The sequence below is a fragment of the Erwinia oleae genome (assembly GCF_000770305.1).
Taxonomy (GTDB): domain Bacteria; phylum Pseudomonadota; class Gammaproteobacteria; order Enterobacterales; family Enterobacteriaceae; genus Erwinia; species Erwinia oleae.
The window spans coordinates 30,860-51,069 of the sequence record NZ_JNVB01000021.1; the positions used below are offsets into that span (position 1 = coordinate 30,860).

Consider the following 20,210-nt stretch of genomic DNA (forward strand, 5'->3'; position numbering starts at 1 on the left):
CCCTGAAAAGTCCGACAATGTCGAAAAATAACCACACAACCGTGTGGTTATGATTAAGTTTTGTACTTAGCGAGAAGTACTGGTCGTCGTGGTTGTTGTGGTGCCGGTATTAGAACCATTACCACCGCTACTTGCGGCCAGCGCAACGCCTACCAGTGCGCCAAGTGCGCCAACACCTACTGCGGTCGTCGTTCCCGATGAGAGCGATTCAGCAGAGGCGCCAGCTGCGCCAGCTTCTGCGGGCGCGGCCATCACAGCGGAACTGCCCGCCAGATAAGCCAGAGTTGCAGCAGCCCATAACAGTTTTTTCATACTTTTCTCCCTTCAATGAATGAATGGATACCTGCCTGAAGGGTTTCAGGCGGCTTCAGTATAAAGTAATAAATTACCAGAATTCAGCGGCGCTGAGAGGCTGCAACGGGCGTGTTTACGCTGCATGAAATTAATACAATTCAGCCGTATCAGGCCACTTTTAACTGAATAATTTTAAAAATTGATATTTATAACTGACTAAGAAGGAAGAATTAGCGCCATCCGCTATTAATAGCCGTTAGCATGTGATTTTTTGTGCTCTGCGGCTGCGTCTGAACGTAAAGAAGTAATTATTAGTATTTCAATCAGTTACCGACAGATGCAGATAAATCCGCTTCAGAAAGCTTTTTTGCATTTCAGATTTATCCGTCATCAAAAAGCCGTTAACCTGCGGTTTTTTAAGAATTTCCTTAGCCTTCGACCGTTAACTTGATTAATAAATGGGGGTAAATAATGGGTTATCCAGCGTGGGATCGGGGGTAACCGACGGGCGATACGGGAAGGGACGCCCCGCTGTGATTCGTCAACCCTGAGCCAGATCAGGATCAAACGGATCTACATTGAGCGCTGCGATCGGACTAACGTTATTAAAAAGGGCCGGCGAGAAACCGCCAGCCCTGACGTTCGCCTTTTACAGGCAGCTAAACGCCGTCGCTTAACCGCGCCAGTTTTTATAACGGTTGATTAAGCCGTTGGTCGAACTGTCGTGGCTGTTGACCTGCTCGCTGCCGGACAGCTCAGGCAGAATACGATTCGCTAACTGTTTACCCAGTTCAACGCCCCACTGATCGAAGGTGAAGATGTTGAGGATCGCGCCCTGCGTGAAGATTTTGTGCTCATACAGCGCAATCAGCGCGCCAAGGCTGTAAGGAGTAATATCACGCAGCAGGATGGAGTTAGTTGGGCGGTTGCCTTCGAACACCTTAAACGGCACCACGTGCCCGACAGATTTCACCTCTTTTCCGGCATCGGCAAACTCTTTTTCCACCACATCGCGCGACTTACCAAACGCCAGCGCTTCAGTTTGCGCGAAAAAGTTCGACAGCAGCTTGTCATGATGATCGCCCAGTTTGTTATGAGTGATCGCAGGTGCGATAAAGTCGCACGGCACCAGCTTGGTGCCCTGATGAATCAGCTGATAGAACGCGTGCTGACCGTTGGTGCCCGGTTCGCCCCAGATTATCGGGCCGGTTTGATAGGTCACCGGGTTGCCGTCACGATCGACGTTTTTACCGTTAGATTCCATATTGCCCTGCTGGAAGTAAGCGGCAAAGCGGTGCATATACTGATCGTAAGGCAGAATCGCTTCCGTTTCTGCGCCGAAGAAGTTGTTGTACCAGATACCAATCAGCGCCAGGATCACCGGCAAATTCTGTTCGGCTGGCGCGGTGGAAAAGTGCTGATCCATCGCGTGCGCGCCGCTCAGCAGCTGCTCGAAGTTATCAAAGCCGATTGACAGAATGATCGACAGGCCAATTGCCGACCACAGCGAGTAGCGTCCGCCCACCCAGTCCCAGAACTCGAACATATTGGCGGTATCGATGCCGAAATCGCCCACGGCTTTGGCATTGGTGGACAGCGCGGCGAAGTGTTTAGCAACGTGCTTTTCATCACCCGCCGTTTTCAGGAACCAGTCACGCGCGCTGTGAGCGTTGGTCATGGTTTCCTGAGTGGTAAAGGTCTTGGACGCAACCAGGAACAGCGTGGTTTCCGGACTGAGATCCTTCACCGCTTCCGCAATGTGCGTGCCGTCAACGTTGGAGACAAAGTGCATATTGAGATGGTTTTTATACGGACGCAGCGCTTCGGTGACCATAAAGGGGCCGAGATCCGAGCCGCCAATACCAATGTTCACCACGTCAGTAATCGGCTTGCCGGTATAGCCTTTCCATTCGCCGCTGATAATGCGCTCAGAAAACGCCTTCATCTTATCCAGTACGGCATTCACTTCCGGCATCACGTCTTTGCCGTCGACCTTCACCGGCGTATTGCTGCGATTGCGCAGTGCGATGTGCAGTACGGCGCGATCTTCGGTGCGGTTAATTTTCTCGCCGGAAAACATCGATTGAATCGCGCCTGCGAGGTCGGTTTCTTTCGCCAGCGCCTGAAGCTTGTTAAGCGTTTCAGCCGTCACGCGGTTTTTCGAAAAATCCACCAGCATCAGATCGTCGAAAGTAGCGGAGAAGTTCGCAAAACGGTTGTTGTCTTTGGCGAACAGCTCCGCGATGGTGACATCTTTCATCTGGTCGAAATGCTGCTGCAAAGCTTGCCAGGCAGCGGTTTGCGTCGGATTAATATTTTTCATAGCAACATACTCTTTCTATTTGGAAACCGTCATTCAGACCGGACGCCATATTACTCGCTGCAAGCGTTTCGCTTTCCTTTTCCTGCAACAGGCCGCAACTATCAGCCAGGGCGCCGGTACTCGCAATGTTTAAAGGGATAGCGGGATTGCCGCTCAGCGTTTCAGTATGACTATTCTTCACGCTTATAGGAAAAAATTTATGCGGCGAGGCCGCGCGCGCAGCCTGCTTATTGACGTAGCCAGCATGCGTTCGCCAGACGAGCAGCGCAGACAGCGCGCAGAAACGATTATTTTCCGGCGCCGTTTTTTCGGCATTGTCCTGGGTCACGATTAGCCCGCTTCCTGCTGTTAACCGGCAAAATAGCGCGTATCGCCCGGCAGTGATTGACAGCGCAGCCGGAAAACGCTATTTGTGGTCAGCTATTTGCGCATTTGATGCGCAAGCCAGAAGAGGCGCGTCGCCCAGGCAGTGTGTTGGAGGAACCGAATCCGTAGAAAACACATCAGGGGGAGCGACGCCGAGATGCAAACCATGCGGAGTGGCGCGCATCGGCTACAGGGGCTGAATCCTCTGGGTTGTCACCCGGCACGTTCGGCAGTCGGACGTCCGTACCCTGATTATCATGCCGTTACGCGGTGGATAAATGGGTATACAAGGTGGGGCGCTTCTGGGTGACTCGTAGTTATCCCTTTCTACGTCTGCCCCGTTTCTGCTCTTTCCTTGTGCCAAGGCTGATGGAATCTAACCTGACACGAGGTATGTTAAGACATGTCGCAACACCCTTTAATCGTGGCAAAATTTGGCGGCACCAGCGTTGCCGATTTTAGCGCTATGAACCGCAGCGCCGACGTGGTGCTGGCCGATCCCCACGTTCGTCTGGTGGTGCTTTCCGCCTCTGCGGGCGTCACAAACCTGCTGGTTTCGCTGGCGGAAGGCCAGGAGCAGACGCATCGCGCCTTCCTGTTGGACGAAGTACGCCGCATCCAGTACGCCATCGTTGATCGGCTCGCGCAGCCCGACGTCATTCGCGATGAAATCGACCGCATGCTGGAAAATATCACCATGCTGTCCGAGGCTGCCGCGCTGGCCACTTCCGCCGCCCTGACCGATGAACTGGTCAGCCACGGCGAACTGATGTCCACCCTGCTTTTTGTTGAGATCCTGCGCCAGCGTGATGTTGTCGCCGAATGGTTCGACGTACGTAAAGTGATGCGCACTAACGATCGCTTCGGGCGGGCAGAGCCGGACGCTGCCGCGCTCGCTGAACTGACCAGACAGCAACTGGCGCCGCGCCTGCAAAATGCGCTGATCGTCACCCAGGGTTTTATTGCCAGCGAAGCGAAAGGTCGCACCACCACGCTTGGACGCGGCGGCAGCGACTATACTGCCGCGCTGCTCGGTGAAGCGCTGAACGCCAGCCGTATTGATATCTGGACTGACGTTCCCGGCATTTACACCACCGATCCGCGCGTGGTGCCTTCTGCGCAGCGCATTGATGAAATCACCTTTGAAGAAGCCGCCGAGATGGCGACATTTGGCGCTAAAGTGCTGCATCCGGCTACGCTGCTGCCTGCGGTGCGTAGCGATATTCCGGTTTTTGTCGGCTCCAGCCGCACGCCATCGGCAGGCGGCACGCGCGTCTGTAACGAAACGGAAAATCCGCCGCTGTTTCGCGCGCTGGCGCTCAGACGTAAGCAAACCCTGCTGACGCTGCACAGCCTCAATATGCTGCATGCGCGGGGCTTTCTGGCCGAGGTATTCAATATTCTGGCGCGCCACAATATTTCGGTCGACCTTATCACCACCTCCGAGGTGAGCGTTGCGCTGACGCTGGATACCACCGGATCGACCTCGACAGGCGACAGCCTGCTGACCCAGGCGCTGCTGACCGAGCTGTCGTCACTGTGCCGCGTAGAGGTTGAAGAGAACCTGGCGCTGGTGGCGCTGATTGGTAATAACCTGTCGCAGGCATGCGGCGTGGGCAAGGAAGTGTTCGGCGTGCTTGAGCCGTTTAACCTGCGCCTGATCTGCTACGGCGCCAGCAGCCACAACCTCTGTTTCCTGGTCCCTGGCCAGGATGCGGAACCGGTGGTACAGGCGCTGCATCGCAATCTGTTCGAACAGGGCAACGCCGGTAATTAGAATTTTTATGATTGTGTTCAGGGAGCGCATGACGATAATCACCCTCCTTTAATCATAAGGATTGTGAGGACATCATGCGCAGATTAGCGGCTGAATTTGTAGGAACGTTTGTTTTGGTGCTGGGCGGTTGCGGCAGCGCCGTGCTGGCGGCAGCGTACCCGGAACTGGGTATTGGTTTTGCGGGCGTCGCGCTGGCGTTTGGTCTGTCGGTGCTGACCATGGCCTACGCGGTCGGGCATATTTCAGGCGGCCATTTTAACCCGGCGGTCACTATTGGCCTGTGGGCCGGCGGACGTTTCCCCGCAAGCCTGACCTTTGGCTACATTTTCATCCAGGTGATGGGCGGCATCGCGGCGGGCGGCGTGCTTTATATCATCGCCAGCGGCCAGGGATCGTTTGATGCGGCAGCCAGCGGCTTTGCCTCCAACGGCTTTGGCGAGCATTCGCCCGGCGGGTTCTCACTGCTGGCGGGCATGGTTATTGAGGCAGTGCTGAGCGGCATCTTCCTGATTATCATTCACGGCGCGACGGAAAAACGCGCACCGGCAGGTTTCGCGCCGATCGCGATTGGTCTGGCGCTGACGCTTATCCATCTGATTTCCATTCCGGTGACCAATACCTCTGTCAATCCTGCGCGCAGTACAGCCGTGGCGATATTCCAGGGAAGTTGGGCCATCGAACAGCTATGGATGTTCTGGCTGATGCCGGTTGTGGGTGCCGTCGCGGGCAGCCTGATTTATCGTTTCCTGCTGGCGCAAAAAGACTAAATCCCTCTTTATCTGGCGGAGCCGCCGCGCTTCGCCAGCTTTCCGGTTATTTTCCCACTGTTCGATGTTATGATCCTTTTCGCTTTTCTCCCGTTCCGGGAAAAGCGACGTTTATGGCAAATCCTGCACAAAAAAACACAACATCTTATAAGGAAGTCTGGCTATGCTCGCCACCGTTACCCGACTGTTCCCGCTGTGGGCGGTTCTGCTCTCTGTTGCTGCTTACTTTTCACCTGGTATCTTCCTCGGCATTGGCCCGTGGGTTTCATATCTGCTGATGCTGATCATGTTCGGCATGGGCGTTACGCTGAATATTAACGATTTTAAACGCGTGCTGATCCGCCCCGCGCCGGTTATCGCCGGCACGTTCTTGCACTACCTGGTGATGCCGCTGGCTGCCTGGGCGCTGGCGAAGCTGTTCCATATGCCGCCCGATCTCGCTGCGGGAATGATCCTGGTGGGCAGCGTGGCCAGTGGCACCGCATCTAACGTAATGATCTATCTGGCGAAAGGCGATGTGGCGCTGTCGGTCACCATCTCTTCCGTGTCCGCGCTGGTGGGCGTATTTGCCACGCCGCTGCTGACCCGTCTCTACGTTGATACCCATGTTGAAGTGGATGTGGTGGGTATGCTGCTCAGCATTGTGAAAATCGTGGTAGTGCCGATTGGCATCGGCCTGATTGTTCATCACACCCTGAACGGTCTGGTAAAACGCGTGGAGCCGTATCTTCCGGCGTTCTCCATGGTCTGCATTCTGCTGATCATCAGCGCGGTAGTAGCGGGCAGCCAGGGCTTTATCGGATCGGTGGGGCTGGTGGTGATTGCTGCGGTGATACTGCACAACGCGATTGGCCTGTTGGGCGGCTACTGGGGCGGCAAGCTGTTTGGCTTCGATGAGTCAACCTGCCGCACGCTGGCGCTGGAGGTGGGCATGCAAAACTCCGGGCTGGCCGCCACCCTCGGCAAGCTCTACTTCTCACCGCTGGCCGCGCTGCCCGGCGCGCTATTCTCCGTCTGGCACAACCTTTCCGGCTCACTGCTGGCAGGCTACTGGTCCGGTAAGCCGGTTAAGAAGAAGTAGCTGATGCGCTTCCCCGCAATGGATACGCGGGGAAGCACGGCGTTCTATTCTGCTTCGCGCTCGTCTTCCGGCTGCTCAAGCACGCTGTAGGCGACCGCGCAGAACAGCGAATTCAGCCGCTTCATGTCGCCGAGCAGGCCAAGGTGCAACGAGCTGGTTTCGATGCTCTGCACATTTTGCTGATGCAGGCGATCGACATGTTTATGCGAGTAGCGACGATTGGTGATGCGGAAACGGTGCTTGCTGCGGCGCAGCCGCTTCGCGCTGGCCATGTCCTGCGACAAAAACACCGAAAGCGCCAGCCGCAGGTTACCGGTGAGCTGCTCCATCAGCGTATCCAGCTCGGCAAGCCCGTCAACAGAGAAAGGCCGCCGCGCATTGAGCGATTTGTCGGCGACGTCGCCGCTCATGCGCTCAAGAATATCGCCCGCCATCTCCAGGTTCAGCGCCATCTCAATGATTTCCGCCCAGCGACGCGAATCCTCTTCGGGCAGATCCTCTTTCGGCATCTGCGCAAGATAGAGCTTGATGGCGGTATACAGCACATCCACGTCATCATCCAGCTTGCGAACTTCACGCTCTTGCCGCACTTCGCCGTGCATTACTTTGCTGAACGCGCCCAGCATCTGCTCCAGCACGTCGCCCATACGCAGCGTTTCGCGCGACGCGTTGACTAATGCCAGCGCGGGCGTGTCCAGCGCGCTGCTGTCCAGATGCCGTGGCTTCATACGCAGCTCGGTCTGCGGCTCTTCGCCAATCAGACGGCGACACAGACGCGCCATCGGGTCGGCAAACGGCACCAGGATCAGACAGCGGATCAGGTTGTAGAAAACGTGGAAGAAAATAACCAGCTCTTCTTCATTTACCGGAAGTTTATGCAGCCAGTCGGCCAGCGGATCGATAAACGGCAATACTGCCACCGAACCGATAAATTTAAACAGCAGGCTGCCGAGCGCCACGCGTTTTCCGGCGGCGTTGGAGGTGCTGTTATTCAGCATCGCCAGCAGGCCGCTGCCGAGGTTGGCACCAATCACCAGACAGAGTGCGACCTTGAATGAGATGACGCCGGTGGCGGTCAGCGTGGCGGTCAGCAGCACTGCCGCCAGGCTGGAGTAGCTGACAATCGCAAAGACGGCGCCGATCAGCGCATCCATCGTCACATCGCCGGTCAGCGAGGAGAACAGGACTTTCACGCCTGCCGCCTGAGTGATCGGCGTGGCGGCGGCGACAATCAGCTGCAATGCCAGCAGAATCAGCCCCAGACCGATGCTGGCGCGGCCAATCTGTCCGGCACGGGTCTGTTTACGCCCTAAAAAGAACACCACGCCAAAAAAGATCAGCAGCGGTGAGAGCCAGGAGAGATCGAAGGTAAGTAACCGCGCCATCAGCGCGGTGCCGACGTCAGCGCCAAGAATAATCACCAGCGCCGGCGTCAGGCCTACCAGCTCCTGCGCGACAAATGAAGTCACCAGCAGCGTGGTGGCGTTACTGCTCTGTACCAGCGCGGTAACGCCAATACCGGCAACGAACGCCATCGGCTTTTTCGCTACGCTGCGGCTCAGCACGCGCCGCAGATCGGCGCCGTAAACCCGCATGATCCCGGTACGCACGATATGCGTTCCCCAGACCAGCAACGCCACGGCGGAAAGTAAATTAAGCAGGGTTAACAATGATATCGACCTCATAACACAAAAACGAAAAAAGCTTCGGGTTAACGCCCGACGCATTAAGTTTAGCCGTCCTGTGAAAAAAATGTGTTGAATCAGCGCGATATATTACGAAGCATCGTCAACGTTTATCAGCGACAGGGCTCGCAGGACGCGTCAACAGCACGCGTCCTGCGGTTAACTAATCCGCATCGTAACCGAGGTTGGGCGCCAGCCAGCGCTCCACGTCACTGACCGTCATCCCTTTGCGCGCGGCGTAATCTTCTATCTGATCGCGCTGAAGCTGCGCAACAGCGAAGTACTTACTGTCCGGATGACTGAAATACCAGCCAGAAACGGAGGCGCCTGGCCACATCGCGAAGGATTCGGTCAGCTTCATGCCGGTATGCTTTTCCACGTCCAGCAGCGCCCAGATGGTCGATTTTTCAGTATGCTCCGGGCAGGCCGGATAACCGGGTGCCGGGCGAATTCCCTGATAGTTTTCGCGGATCAGCGCCTCGTTGCTGAGATTTTCCGTCGCCGCATAACCCCAGATGACCTTGCGCACCCGCGCATGGAGATATTCTGCAAACGCTTCAGCAAGACGATCGGCCAGCGCTTTTACCATGATTTTATTGTAATCATCATGCTGCGCGTCAAAGGCGTCGGCCAGCGCATCCTCCTCAAGACCACCAGTGACGGCGAACGCGCCCAGATAATCGGCTTTGCGGCTGGACTTCGGTGCGATGAAGTCGGCCAGGCAATAGTTAGCAAACCCCGTTTTTTCAGTTTGCTGACGTAAGTGATGACTCACTTCTAAAACATGCTGACGGGACGCGTCGGTGTAGATTTCAATATCATCCTCCACGCGATTTGCCGGAAAGATACCCACGACGCCGCGTGGTGTGAGTGACTGCTTTGCGCTCAACTCGTCTAACATTGCGTTGGCATCGGCAAACAGGCGCTTCGCTTCTTCGCCAACAATTTCATCTTCCAGAATGCGTGGATACTTCCCTGCCAGCGACCATGTCATAAAGAACGGCGTCCAGTCGATATAGTGACGCAGGGTTTCGATGTTAGCGCTCACTTCGCTCACGCCCGTTCGGTGAGGCGCAGGCGGCGTGTAGGTTTCCCAGTCAAACGCCAGATCATTGTCCCGCGCGGCCTGAAGCGTGACCGGCGGCGTTCGCGGCTTTTTACGCGCATGCTGAATACGGACGGTTTCGTACTCTTTGCGGGTGCGTGCGACAAAGTCGTCATATTGCGTGGCTGAGAGCAGCGCCGAAACCACGCCAACGGTGCGTGAGGCGTTCTGCACGTAAACCGTCGGGCCGCTGTAGTTCTGCTCGATTTTCACCGCCGTGTGCGCTTTGGAGGTGGTGGCGCCGCCGATCAGCAGCGGCAGCGTAAAGCCCTGGCGCTCCATCTCTTTCGCCACGCTGACCATTTCATCAAGCGAGGGCGTGATCAGGCCGGAAAGCCCGATGATATCGGCGTTGTGCTCCCGCGCGGTTTTAAGAATTTTATCGCCCGGCACCATCACGCCTAAGTCGATGATTTCGTAGTTATTACACTGCAACACCACGCCGACGATGTTTTTGCCAATGTCGTGCACGTCCCCCTTGACGGTCGCCAGCACAATCCTGCCGTTGGTGCTGCCTTTCTCCTTGCTGGCCTGAATGTAAGGTTCCAGGTACGCCACCGCCTGCTTCATCACGCGGGCGGATTTAACCACCTGCGGCAGAAACATTTTTCCTTCGCCAAACAGGTCGCCGACCACGTTCATACCTGCCATCAGCGGCCCTTCAATGACTTCGATGGGTCGGCTTGCGTTCTGTCGCGCGGCTTCCGTGTCCTCTTCGATGAATTCGGTGATGCCTTTCACCAGCGAATATTCCAGCCGTTTTTCCACCTGCCAGCTGCGCCATTCCGCCTGCGGCTTCGCGCTGTCGTCGCCTTTGTTGCCGCGATATTTTTCCGCCAGCGCCAGCAGACGATCGGTGCCATCAGGCCTGCGGTTAAGGATCACATCCTCAACCGCCTGTTTCAGATCCGCATCCAGATCGTCGTAAATAGCCAGTTGTCCGGCGTTGACGATCCCCATATCCATGCCGTTGCGAATGGCGTAGTAAAGGAACACCGCGTGGATCGCTTCGCGTACCGCGTCGTTGCCGCGAAACGAAAAAGAGACGTTTGACACACCGCCGGAGATCATCGCATAAGGCAGTTCGCGCTTGATGTCTTCGCAGGCACCGATAAAATCCATCGCATAGTTGTTGTGTTCGTCGATACCGGTGGCGACAGCAAAAATGTTGGGATCAAAAATAATATCTTCAGGCGGGAAACCCACTTCTTCAGTCAGAATCTGATAAGCACGACGACAGATTTCGATTTTACGCTCGCGCGTGTCGGCCTGCCCCACTTCGTCAAAGGCCATCACCACCATCGCCGCGCCATAGCGTCGCACCAACCGCGCGTGATCAATAAAGGTGTCCACGCCCTCTTTCATCGAAATGGAGTTAACGATCCCTTTGCCCTGAATGCACTGTAAACCCTTCTCGATGACTTCCCACTTTGAGGAGTCGATCATGATCGGCACGCGTGCGATATCCGGCTCGCCCGCAATCAAATTCAGGAATCGCACCATCGCCGCTTCAGCGTCAAGCATTCCTTCGTCCATATTGATATCAATAATCTGTGCGCCGCTTTCCACCTGTTGCAGTGCAACCTCAAGCGCTTCGTTATATTTCTCCTCTTTAATCAGGCGCTTAAATTTTGCCGAACCGGTGACGTTAGTCCGCTCGCCAACGTTGACGAACAGCGACTCCGCACTTATCGTCAGCGGCTCCAGGCCAGACAGGCGGCAGGCGATCGGGATGTCAGGCAGCGGACGCGGCGCAACGCCTTCCACCGCTTTCGCCATGGCCGCAATGTGCTCAGGCGTGGTGCCGCAGCAGCCGCCAACGATATTGAGAAACCCCGCCTGCGCCCACTCGCCAATCTGCTCCGCCATCACCCGCGCGTCCAGATCGTACTCACCAAAGGCATTCGGCAGCCCGGCGTTTGGATGCGCGGTGACGTAACCTTCAGCAATACGCGACAGTTCCGCCACGTACTGGCGAAGCTCGTCCGGGCCGAGCGCGCAGTTCAGACCAAAGGAGAGCGGCCGGGCGTGGCGCAGCGAATTGTAGAAGGCTTCGGTAGTCTGGCCGGAAAGCGTGCGGCCGGAAGCATCGGTAATGGTGCCGGAGATCATCAGCGGCAGCTCAATGCCGAGCGCGTCGAATTCGCTCTGCACGGCAAAGATCGCCGCTTTGGCGTTGAGCGTGTCGAAAACGGTTTCGATCATGATGATATCCGCACCGCCCTCAACCAGCGCGCGGGTGGATTCGCGGTAGGCCTCAACCAGCTGATTAAAAGTGACGTTGCGGAAAGCGGGATCGTTCACGTCTGGCGAGATTGAGCAGGTGCGATTGGTGGGGCCAAGCACGCCGGCCACGTAGCGCGGCCTGTCCGGCGTGCGCGCGGTCCATTCATCGGCGCAGGCGCGGGCCAGCTTCGCCGCCGAGAGGTTGATCTCCGCCGAAAGCGATTCCATATGGTAATCGGCCATCGCAATGGCCGTGGCGTTGAAGGTGTTGGTTTCAAGAATGTCTGCCCCGGCGGCCAGATAGGCGTTGTGGATCTCGCTAATCACATCGGGCCGGGTCAACACCAGCAAATCGTTGTTCCCTTTTAAATCACTTTGCCAGTCGGCAAAGCGTTCACCGCGAAAATCCTTTTCTTCCAGGCGATAGCTCTGGATCATGGTGCCCATACCGCCATCCAGCACCATAATACGCTGCCCGAGCTGCTGTCGAATTGCTGATAATTTCACACTTGCCTCTTTCACGTCATCCTGTGGCCAAAACGCCCGACATCCATACTGGCACAACTTTTGCCCTGCTCAAAGCGATGACAGACGCGCCGTTTTTACCGTGCCGATTCGCGGTAAAACGTTGAGGAAGATCACAGATGGGCGCAATGTCCGGCGGTTTTTATTGCGGACGAACGAAATTAGCATAACAATGTTACCGGTAACAAAAAACTCTCTCAGCCGTCAGCGCAGGCGATCGCCCGGGCAGTGCGGCATCAGCTACAGGAAGCCTCCGCATGAGCACTCTCAACGCCACTTTAGATGCCGTTACCCGGCGCATTATTGACCGCTCCACCGCCACGCGCCACGATTACCTCGCGCGTATTGAGGCCGCCCGCGCGCGAACGGTACATCGCGCCCGGCTCGCCTGCGGAAATCTGGCTCACGGCTTTGCCGCCTGCCAGCCCGATGACAAAGCGATGCTGAAAAATATGGTGCGCAGTGATATCGCCATTATTACCGCCTACAACGATATGCTCTCGGCACATCAACCTTATGAAAATTATCCCGAAAAGCTGAAGCGCGCGCTTAAGCAGGTGGGCGCGGTGGGTCAGGTGGCCGGCGGCGTGCCTGCAATGTGTGATGGCGTGACGCAGGGGCAGGACGGCATGGAGCTGTCGCTGATGAGCCGCGATATTATCGCCATGTCCGCCGCCGTGGGCCTTTCTCACAATATGTTCGACGGGGCGCTCTATTTGGGGATCTGCGATAAAATTGTTCCCGGCCTGATGATGTCGGCGCTGTCGTTTGGCCATCTGCCTGCGCTGTTTGTGCCGGCGGGCCCCATGAGCAGCGGCCTGCCGAATAAAGAGAAGGTGCGCGTCCGTCAGCTCTACACGGAAGGCAAAGTTGATCGTCAGGCGCTGCTGGAGGCTGAATCCGCCTCTTATCACAGCATCGGCACCTGCACGTTTTATGGTACTGCCAACAGCAACCAGATGGTGATGGAGGTGATGGGTTTGCATCTGCCGGGCGCCTCGTTCGTTCATCCTGACTCTCCCCTGCGCGAGGCGCTTACCGATGCGGCGGCACGGCAGATCACCCGCCTGACCGAAACCGCCGGGAACGCGATGCCGCTCGGCCGGTTAGTGGATGAGAAAGTGGTGGTCAACGGCATTGTGGCGCTGCTGGCGACCGGCGGTTCAACTAACCTGACCATGCATCTGGTGGCGATGGCGCGCGCGGCGGGCATCATCATCAACTGGGACGACTTCTCCGATCTTTCTGAAGCGGTACCGTTGCTGTGTCGCATCTATCCAAACGGCCCGGCGGATATCAATCAGTTTCAGGCGGCGGGCGGCGTGCCGCTGGTGGTGCGCGAGCTGCTCAGTCATGGCCTGCTGCATGAAGACGTGAACACCGTAGCCGGTTTCGGCCTGCATCGTTACACCCGGGAACCCTGGCTGAATAACGGCGAGCTGGCGTGGCGCGAAGGTGCCGACGCATCGCTGGACGATGGCGTTATTGCCTGCGTCGCCCGACCGTTTGCACCTCATGGCGGCACAAAAGTGATGTCCGGCAATCTGGGCCGCGCGGTAATGAAAACCTCTGCCGTGCCTGTTAATAATCAGATTATCGAAGCGCCCGCCGTGGTGTTCGACAGCCAGCACGATGTGCAGCCTGCCTTTGACGCGGGAGAGCTGGATAAGGATTGCGTGATCGTGGTGCGTTTTCAGGGTCCGCAGGCCAACGGCATGCCGGAGCTGCACAAGCTGATGCCGCCGCTGGGCGTGTTGATGGATCGTGGTTTCAATGTGGCTCTGGTGACCGATGGCCGCCTTTCCGGCGCCTCTGGCAAGGTTCCTTCGGCCATTCATGTGACGCCAGAAGCCTGCGCCGGCGGCATGCTGGCGAAAATTCGTAATGGCGATCCGATACGGGTTGATGGACGCAGCGGCGAACTGAGCGTGCTGATCGATCCGCTGACGCTGGCGGCGCGTGAGGCGTATCGGCCGGATTTACGCGCAGAACATATCGGCTGTGGCCGCGAGCTGTTTGCCGCGCTTCGCAGCCAGCTGTCCGGTGCCGAACAGGGCGCCTGCTCTATTCCCTTTTGAGGAGACGCTTTTATTCAAGCGTTGGATTCATATGGCGCAGGTCAAACGGCGTGATCTGATAAACGTAATAGTTCAGCCAGTTTGAAAAGAGCAGATTGCCGTGGCTGCGCCAGCTTGCGCGCGGCGGCAGCTCCGGGTTGTCCTGTGGAAAATAGTTACAGGGCACCTCAGGATTCAGACCGGCTTCATAGTCACGATGGTATTCACCGGACAGCGTCAGCGCGTCATATTCAGGATGGCCGGTGACAAACGCCAGCCGCTTGTCTTTACTGGCAAACAGGTAAGCGCCGGTGTCTTCGGATTCCGCAAAAATTTCCAGATCCGTATAATCACGTAACAGATGAGAGGGAAAATCGGCGTAGCGTGAATGCGGCGCAAGAAACGTATCATCAAAGCCCCGCGTCAGCAGCGCATGAGGATGCAGGATTTTATGTTCATAAACGCCTGAGAGCTTGGTTTCCCGCGTTTGCTTGGGAATACCATAAAGAATGTTCAGCGCCGCCTGTACCGCCCAACAGACAAAAAGCGTTGACGTAACATGTTCCTTTGCCCAGTGCAGAACGCGCTGGATCTGCGGCCAGTAGGCCACGTCGTTAAAATCCACTAACCCCAGCGGCGCGCCGGTGACAATCAGTCCATCGAAGTTATCATGCTGAATGTCATCAAAATTACAGTAGAAGTTGTTCAGGTGCTCCATCGGCGTATTGCGCGACTCACGGCTGTCGATACGTAGAAGCTGGATATCTATCTGTAAGGGCGAGTTGGAAAGCAGCCGTAAAAACTGATTTTCGGTTTCAATTTTTTTTGGCATCAGATTCAGTACCAGCACTTTTAGCGGACGAATTTCCTGCGTGCGGGCACGCGTCGAGGTCATCACAAAGACATTTTCGTTACGCAAAAAATTTACTGCGGGTAATTCATCGGGCACCCTGATTGGCATTATCTGCTTCCTCAACTAACCATTTATACGTTTAGACATCCAGACAGCCAAAGATAACGTGATGTCCGCGCGTTGTCGAGAACTCATCCGGCTGTTGAAAATATTTCATCTCAGACAGCATCAAATAGATCGACGAAAGGAAGCGTGACGGCGGCGTCCACGCCGGTGTGACGATAGAGCAGCCAGGTGCGGCTTTTCACCGCCGCGCCATTGAAAACAATCGGCGTGCGCGCCAGCGAAGCAGGCAGCGGCTGATAGCTGGACACGATGGCGTAGCCTAATCCCTTTTCCACCATCGCCAGGCAGACCTCCAGTTTATCCACGCGCATTGCCACGCGTGGCGCCGTGGCGTAGTTGGCATTCCACCAGCGCTCAATCAGTTCGGTAATATGGCCGCCGTGGTTGAGATTGATTTGCGGCAACTGCGGCAGACGCGCCAGCTCAACAGGCTGGCGGCTGATCACGTAGTAATCATCCTCATCAATCAGTTTTTTACCCTCTTTCCAGCCGTAGTCGTCTTTCACGATCGCCAGATGCACCTCATGGCGTTGCAGGCTGGAAAACATCTCTTCACTCAGCCCGCTGATCAGATTAACGTCAATGCCAGGGTGGCGACGGTTCAGGGCAGTCAGCCGATCCGGCAGGCGGTAAGCCGCATAGTTGCTGGTCGCACCAATCCGCAACTCGCCCTGCTGGGGCGATGTCAGGCTCTGCAAGGTGGTCTTCAGCTGTCGGTGCTGCTCAAGTACGATCTCTGCATGCTGCGCCAGATAGCGTCCCTGTGCTGTAAACGTCAGCCCACGTCCGCCCTGTTCAAACAGCCGAATACTCAGCTTGCGCTCAATTTGCTTCAGCCGATAGCTGAGCGCTGGTTGCGAGGTGAAAAGCTGCTCAGCCGCACGGGTAATATTTCTGTATTGCCACACGGCCCGAATGATTAACCAGTCTTTTTCGTTCATCGTGCTCCGCCTCTGCTGCCCCTTCCATAAAATATTTTTTGGTAATGCAAAGCAAGCGATAAAAAAGCTCAATTGGGAATCAGCGTCCAAAAAGCCTATATCTGTATAACACGCTGCTTTTACGGCAGTTAATTGCACCAAACCGGAGCCCCTTTATGGATGAACGCACCATCAGCGAGCAGAAGAATAAAATTATTTATGCCACTGAGGCTATCGCCGGTCAGATGCGCGCGCTGGCGCTAACGATCCATCAGTGTCCTGAACTCAGCTTTGAAGAGCATCGCTCTGCTGCCGCCCTCGCTGCGCCGCTACGCGAGGCGGGCTTTACGGTTGAAACCGGCATCGCCGGGCTTGAAACCGCCTTTCGCGCCCGCTGGCAAAATGGGGTCGGCGGCCCCACTATCGCGTTGCTGGCGGAATATGACGCGCTACCTGAACTCGGCCATGCCTGCGGCCATAACCTGATCGGCACGGCTTCCGTCGCCGCCGCGCTGGCGCTCAGGGCGGCAGATCTGCCTTTTAATGGCTGTATTGAGGTTATCGGTACCCCTGCCGAAGAAGAAGGCGGCGGTAAAATCATTATGGTCGAACAGGGCATCTTTGACGGCGTGGATGCCGCGATGATGTTCCATCCGCGCGAGAAAAATATGGTGATACGCGGCGCGCTGGCCTGCCACGACTCCACATTCAGGTTTTATGGTAAAGCTGCGCATGCGGCTTCGGCGCCGCAGCAGGGCATCAGCGCGCTGGACGCGGTTATTCATACTTTCAACGGTATCAATGCGCTGCGTCAGCTTTTTACCGACGATGTTCGCGTGCACGGCATCATCACTCACGGCGGCAGCGCGGCGAATATTATTCCTGCTTTCGCCGAGGCAAAGTTTATTCTGCGCGCCGCCACCGTAGGCGGCCTGGAAGCCGTGCGGCAAAAAGTGTATGCCGCCGCGCGAGGTGCTGCTGAAATGACCGGAGCACGTCTTGAGATCGACCAGGGGCTGATTTACGCCGAACGTAATAACAATCTGGCGCTTGCCGCCAGCTTTACGCGGAATCTGGCTCTGCTTGGCGTAGAGCATGAAGCGCCACCGGTCAGCGGTGGCGTTGGCTCGTCCGATATCGGCAACGTCAGCCAGCTTACCGCCGTCATCCATCCCTATTTGCGCATTGGCGACGTAACGCCGCATACGCCTGAATTTGCCGCAGCGGCAGGCTCGGACACGGCGCTGGATACCATGCTCGTTGCCGCTAATGCGCTGGCACTGACGACGTGGGAGTTATGCACCGATGCGGCGACGCTGGCAGCGGTAAAACATGAATTCACTCAATGGCAGTCAGACCGGAGATAATCGATGAACAGATTCCCCCTTACCCTGCTGGTTACGCTGGCGCTCGGCAGCACCTCTGCGCTGGCCGCAGGCGAGACGCTGCGCGTCGGCGCCGATCTCTCTTATCCGCCGTTCCAGTCCCGTGATGTTAACGGCACGCCGACCGGTTTTGAAATCGATATTACTAACGCCGTCTGCAAAGCGATTGATGTGAAATGCGAGTATGTGGTCAGCAGTTTTGATGCGGAAATCCCGTCGCTGCTGGCGAAAAAGGTCGATTTCATTTCACCGCTTGGCGCCACGGAAAAGCGCAGAAAATCGATTGGCTTCAGCGACTTTATTTACCATATCCCGACTCACCTCGTCGCACGCAAAAGCACGCCGCTTCAGCCCACACCTGAGTCCCTGAAGGGTAAGAATGTTGCTGTCCAACAGGGAACGATTCAGGAGATGTATGCAAAAAAATTCTGGGCACCAAAGGGCGTCGAAGTAAGACCCTATCCCGATCAGGACGCTATCTATCAGGATTTGGTGGCGGGACGGCTTGATGCCGCACTCAGCCCTTCTGTGGCCGTGACGTTTGGCTTCCTGCAAAAGCCGGAGGGCAAAGACTTTGCGCTGACCGGCCCTGAAGTTCGCGACGACGTGTTATTCAGTATTGGTTCCGCCTGGGGCGTGCGCAAGGAAGACAAAAAGACGCAGGAAATGCTGAATAAAGGCCTGGCGAAAATCATGGCCGACGGCACCTGGGAAAAAATCAAGCAACATTACTTTGGCGATATAAAGATGAAAGTTGAGCCTGCGGAGACGCATAATGCCGCTAAATGAGCCGGATGCGCATGCTTTGCGTCCGCTGATGAATGCGCTGCTTGATGATTTTGAACCATTGCATCGCCTCTCCGGCTGTCAGGATGCCGAGCAAGCCGCTGACCAACTGTTACAGCGGCTCTCCGCGCTGGGTATGACGCCGGTGCGGGAGCGGTGTACGCTTTTTCTCAGCGATCCGCTGGCTGCATCGCTTGAACTGATGGACTTTCCTCTCTGGACAGGCAAGGTGAAAACACGCTCGTTTTCCGCTCATTGTCCGGATGGCGTGTCGGGCGCGCTTTTTTACGATAAGCGTTCGCTTGAGGAGATCGCCGACAGGGATCGCGCCCGTTGGGAGGCATCGGTGAAGGGGAAAATCGTTATTGCCGATCAGGGTTTCGAAGACTATGTGCAGCGGCTGAATCGTGCCGGTGCGCTGGGCTTGATACACATCTGGGGCTCGGCTGAGGAGGCACTGCACGAAGAAACGGTCGGACCGGTATGGGGAACACCGGTGCCTGACGACGAGCAACTCTATCCGACCATCCCGGTCATTTCTGTGAATCAGGCTCAGGGACAAGAACTGCTGGAAATGTTAACGCAGCAGGCGGGCGACGCGACGGCACGTATGACCACGGAACTTCATGAGCATGTCGCGCAGTGTAGTCTGCCGGTGGTCGAGATCCCAGGCGAGCGCGATGAGTTTGTGTTGCTTTCTTCACACTACGATTCCTGGCATGAAGGGCTGACGGATAATGCAACCGGCAATGCGCTCTGTCTGGCCGTTGCGGCGCATTTTTTCAGCCAGCGCGCGTCGCTCAAACGCGGATTACGTATCGCATGGTGGCCCGGCCACTCCAATGCGCGCTACGGCGGCTCCACATGGTATGCCGACCGTTATCGTCAGCTTTTGCAGCAAAAGTGCGTGGCGCACATTAACGTCGACTCGCCAGGCTGCCGCGACGCAACCCGGATCGTCATCAACGCCAGCGGCGCGGAGGCACACGGCTTTCTTCACCAGGCGGTATATGATGTGACGGGTTTTCCGGCAAAACGCATTACGCCGCCGGGTAAAGGCGGCGATCAATCCTTTTGGGGCTGCGGTATCCCGCTGCATATCGCTTTTCGCGAAGAGCCTGAAGTAAAAAGCAGTCACTCTCCCGGCAGCGGTGGGGGATGGTGGTGGCATACTGAAGCCGATACGCGTGACAAAGTGGACAACGATCTGCTCTGGCGCGATACGCAGATCCATATTGCCTGGCTGAGCCATATGCTGGGTAAGGATGCGCTGCCGTATGCCCCCGACAGCTATCTGACGCAGCTTCTCTCTGAACTGGATGGGTTACAGAATGAATTGGATCCTCAGTTTGCGCTAAGCACAATCAAAGAAGCGCTGCTCGCGCTGCGGTGCCAGTTGCAGGAAATAACCTGGGAAAACAGTGAAGTGGGCCGGCAAGTGATTGGTCAGGCGATAGCGCTCTGGCACCGCGTTCGCTATATCTCTACTGATGATTTTCATTACGATCGTAGTTATCGCGGCGGCGCATGGCCCGGCTTGCAGGTTTTACGTGGTCAGTTGCAGCAGAACTCTTCCGCGCGCGCTTTTCTGATGATGACGACGCAGTTTACCCGCCAACGTGACCGGACGCTTTCGCTGTTATCGCAAAGTAGTGCGCTGCTTGAGACGCTGAAAAGTTGAACCGGTGTAATATGTCCTGGCGATGCATAAACGAAAAAAGCCTCATGCTTTCGCATGAGGCTTTTCCGTCTGTATGATGCCTGGCAGTTCCCTACTCTCGCATGGGGAGACCCCACACTACCATCGGCGCTACGGCGTTTCACTTCTGAGTTCGGCATGGGGTCAGGTGGGACCACCGCGCTAAAGCCGCCAGGCAAATTCTGTTATCCGGAACTCCGCTGAAAATTCTTTTTCGTCTCTCATTACCACCAGA

At 56.4% G+C, this 20,210-nt stretch carries 14 protein-coding genes, 1 rRNA gene and 1 riboswitch; of the genes, 7 read left to right on the top strand and 8 right to left on the bottom strand.

Annotated elements, in window-relative coordinates; all coding sequences use genetic code 11:
* Positions 1 to 66: 66 nt before the first annotated feature.
* The 3 genes from yjbE to GS12_RS08970 form a co-directional block, all read right to left on the bottom strand.
* Positions 67 to 312: an exopolysaccharide production protein YjbE gene (gene yjbE / locus GS12_RS08960; RefSeq protein ID WP_034911420.1), complete on the bottom strand. Its 246-nt coding sequence runs from the start codon at positions 310 to 312 to the stop codon at positions 67 to 69.
* 655 nt (positions 313 to 967) lie between these two features.
* Positions 968 to 2,617 (bottom strand): glucose-6-phosphate isomerase, encoded by a 1,650-nt coding sequence (pgi, locus tag GS12_RS08965; protein WP_034946073.1) that lies wholly within the window; start codon positions 2,615 to 2,617, stop codon positions 968 to 970.
* A complete protein-coding gene (locus GS12_RS08970) occupies positions 2,604 to 2,945 on the bottom strand; it encodes a hypothetical protein (protein WP_034946075.1) in 342 nt (113 codons plus the stop codon). Before GS12_RS08970 ends, pgi begins: the two co-directional genes overlap by 14 nt.
* Positions 2,946 to 3,057: 112 nt before the next feature.
* A riboswitch (Lysine riboswitch) is annotated at positions 3,058 to 3,293 on the top strand.
* Between the two features lie 93 nt (positions 3,294 to 3,386).
* Between GS12_RS08970 and lysC the strand changes: the two genes are divergently transcribed.
* The 3 genes from lysC to panS all read left to right on the top strand — a co-directional run bounded on the left by lysC (position 3,387) and on the right by panS (position 6,608).
* Positions 3,387 to 4,760 (top strand): lysine-sensitive aspartokinase 3, encoded by a 1,374-nt coding sequence (gene lysC, locus GS12_RS08975; RefSeq protein WP_034946078.1) that lies wholly within the window; start codon positions 3,387 to 3,389, stop codon positions 4,758 to 4,760.
* A gap of 71 nt (positions 4,761 to 4,831) precedes the next feature.
* Entirely contained in the window at positions 4,832 to 5,527 is a 696-nt protein-coding gene (gene aqpZ, locus GS12_RS08980) for an aquaporin Z (protein ID WP_162473387.1), read from the top strand.
* A gap of 163 nt (positions 5,528 to 5,690) precedes the next feature.
* A complete protein-coding gene (gene panS, locus GS12_RS08985; RefSeq protein ID WP_034946084.1) occupies positions 5,691 to 6,608 on the top strand; it encodes a ketopantoate/pantoate/pantothenate transporter PanS in 918 nt (305 codons plus the stop codon).
* A 44-nt stretch (positions 6,609 to 6,652) separates the two neighbouring features.
* Here the strand turns inward: panS and GS12_RS08990 are convergent, their stop codons facing one another.
* Together GS12_RS08990 and metH are read right to left on the bottom strand one after the other, a co-directional pair.
* Positions 6,653 to 8,278, bottom strand: coding sequence for a Na/Pi cotransporter family protein (locus GS12_RS08990; RefSeq protein WP_034911407.1), 1,626 nt, complete (start codon positions 8,276 to 8,278; stop codon positions 6,653 to 6,655).
* A 178-nt stretch (positions 8,279 to 8,456) separates the two neighbouring features.
* Complete coding sequence (metH, locus tag GS12_RS08995; protein ID WP_407637854.1) at positions 8,457 to 12,131, bottom strand: methionine synthase; 3,675 nt, start codon at positions 12,129 to 12,131, stop codon at positions 8,457 to 8,459.
* Between the two features lie 275 nt (positions 12,132 to 12,406).
* Here metH and edd point away from each other — a divergent pair, with 275 nt between their 5' ends.
* Positions 12,407 to 14,227 carry a phosphogluconate dehydratase gene (edd, locus tag GS12_RS09000; RefSeq protein WP_034946090.1) on the top strand — a complete coding sequence of 607 codons (1,821 nt, stop codon included), beginning with the start codon at positions 12,407 to 12,409 and terminating at the stop codon, positions 14,225 to 14,227.
* A 10-nt stretch (positions 14,228 to 14,237) separates the two neighbouring features.
* On the opposite strand, the gene metA is transcribed toward edd, so the two are convergent.
* Positions 14,238 to 15,167, bottom strand: coding sequence for a homoserine O-acetyltransferase MetA (metA, locus tag GS12_RS09005; RefSeq protein WP_034911400.1), 930 nt, complete (start codon positions 15,165 to 15,167; stop codon positions 14,238 to 14,240).
* Between the two features lie 110 nt (positions 15,168 to 15,277).
* Positions 15,278 to 16,126, bottom strand: a complete 849-nt coding sequence (locus tag GS12_RS09010) for a LysR family transcriptional regulator (protein WP_034946093.1) — start codon at positions 16,124 to 16,126, stop codon at positions 15,278 to 15,280.
* Positions 16,127 to 16,281: 155 nt separating this feature from the next.
* Between GS12_RS09010 and GS12_RS09015 the strand changes: the two genes are divergently transcribed.
* The 3 genes from GS12_RS09015 to GS12_RS09025 are packed head-to-tail and all read left to right on the top strand — an operon-like array spanning position 16,282 to position 19,957.
* Positions 16,282 to 17,472, top strand: a complete 1,191-nt coding sequence (locus GS12_RS09015; protein WP_034946096.1) for a M20 family metallopeptidase — start codon at positions 16,282 to 16,284, stop codon at positions 17,470 to 17,472.
* Positions 17,473 to 17,475: 3 nt separating this feature from the next.
* Positions 17,476 to 18,279, top strand: a complete 804-nt coding sequence (locus GS12_RS09020; RefSeq protein ID WP_034946099.1) for a transporter substrate-binding domain-containing protein — start codon at positions 17,476 to 17,478, stop codon at positions 18,277 to 18,279.
* Positions 18,266 to 19,957, top strand: a complete 1,692-nt coding sequence (locus GS12_RS09025) for a M28 family metallopeptidase (protein WP_034946102.1) — start codon at positions 18,266 to 18,268, stop codon at positions 19,955 to 19,957. The genes GS12_RS09020 and GS12_RS09025 overlap by 14 nt, the downstream gene beginning before the upstream one ends.
* Before the next feature lie 78 nt (positions 19,958 to 20,035).
* Here GS12_RS09025 and rrf read toward each other — a convergent pair.
* Positions 20,036 to 20,151, bottom strand: a 5S ribosomal RNA gene (gene rrf, locus GS12_RS09030).
* Positions 20,152 to 20,210: the final 59 nt, after the last annotated feature.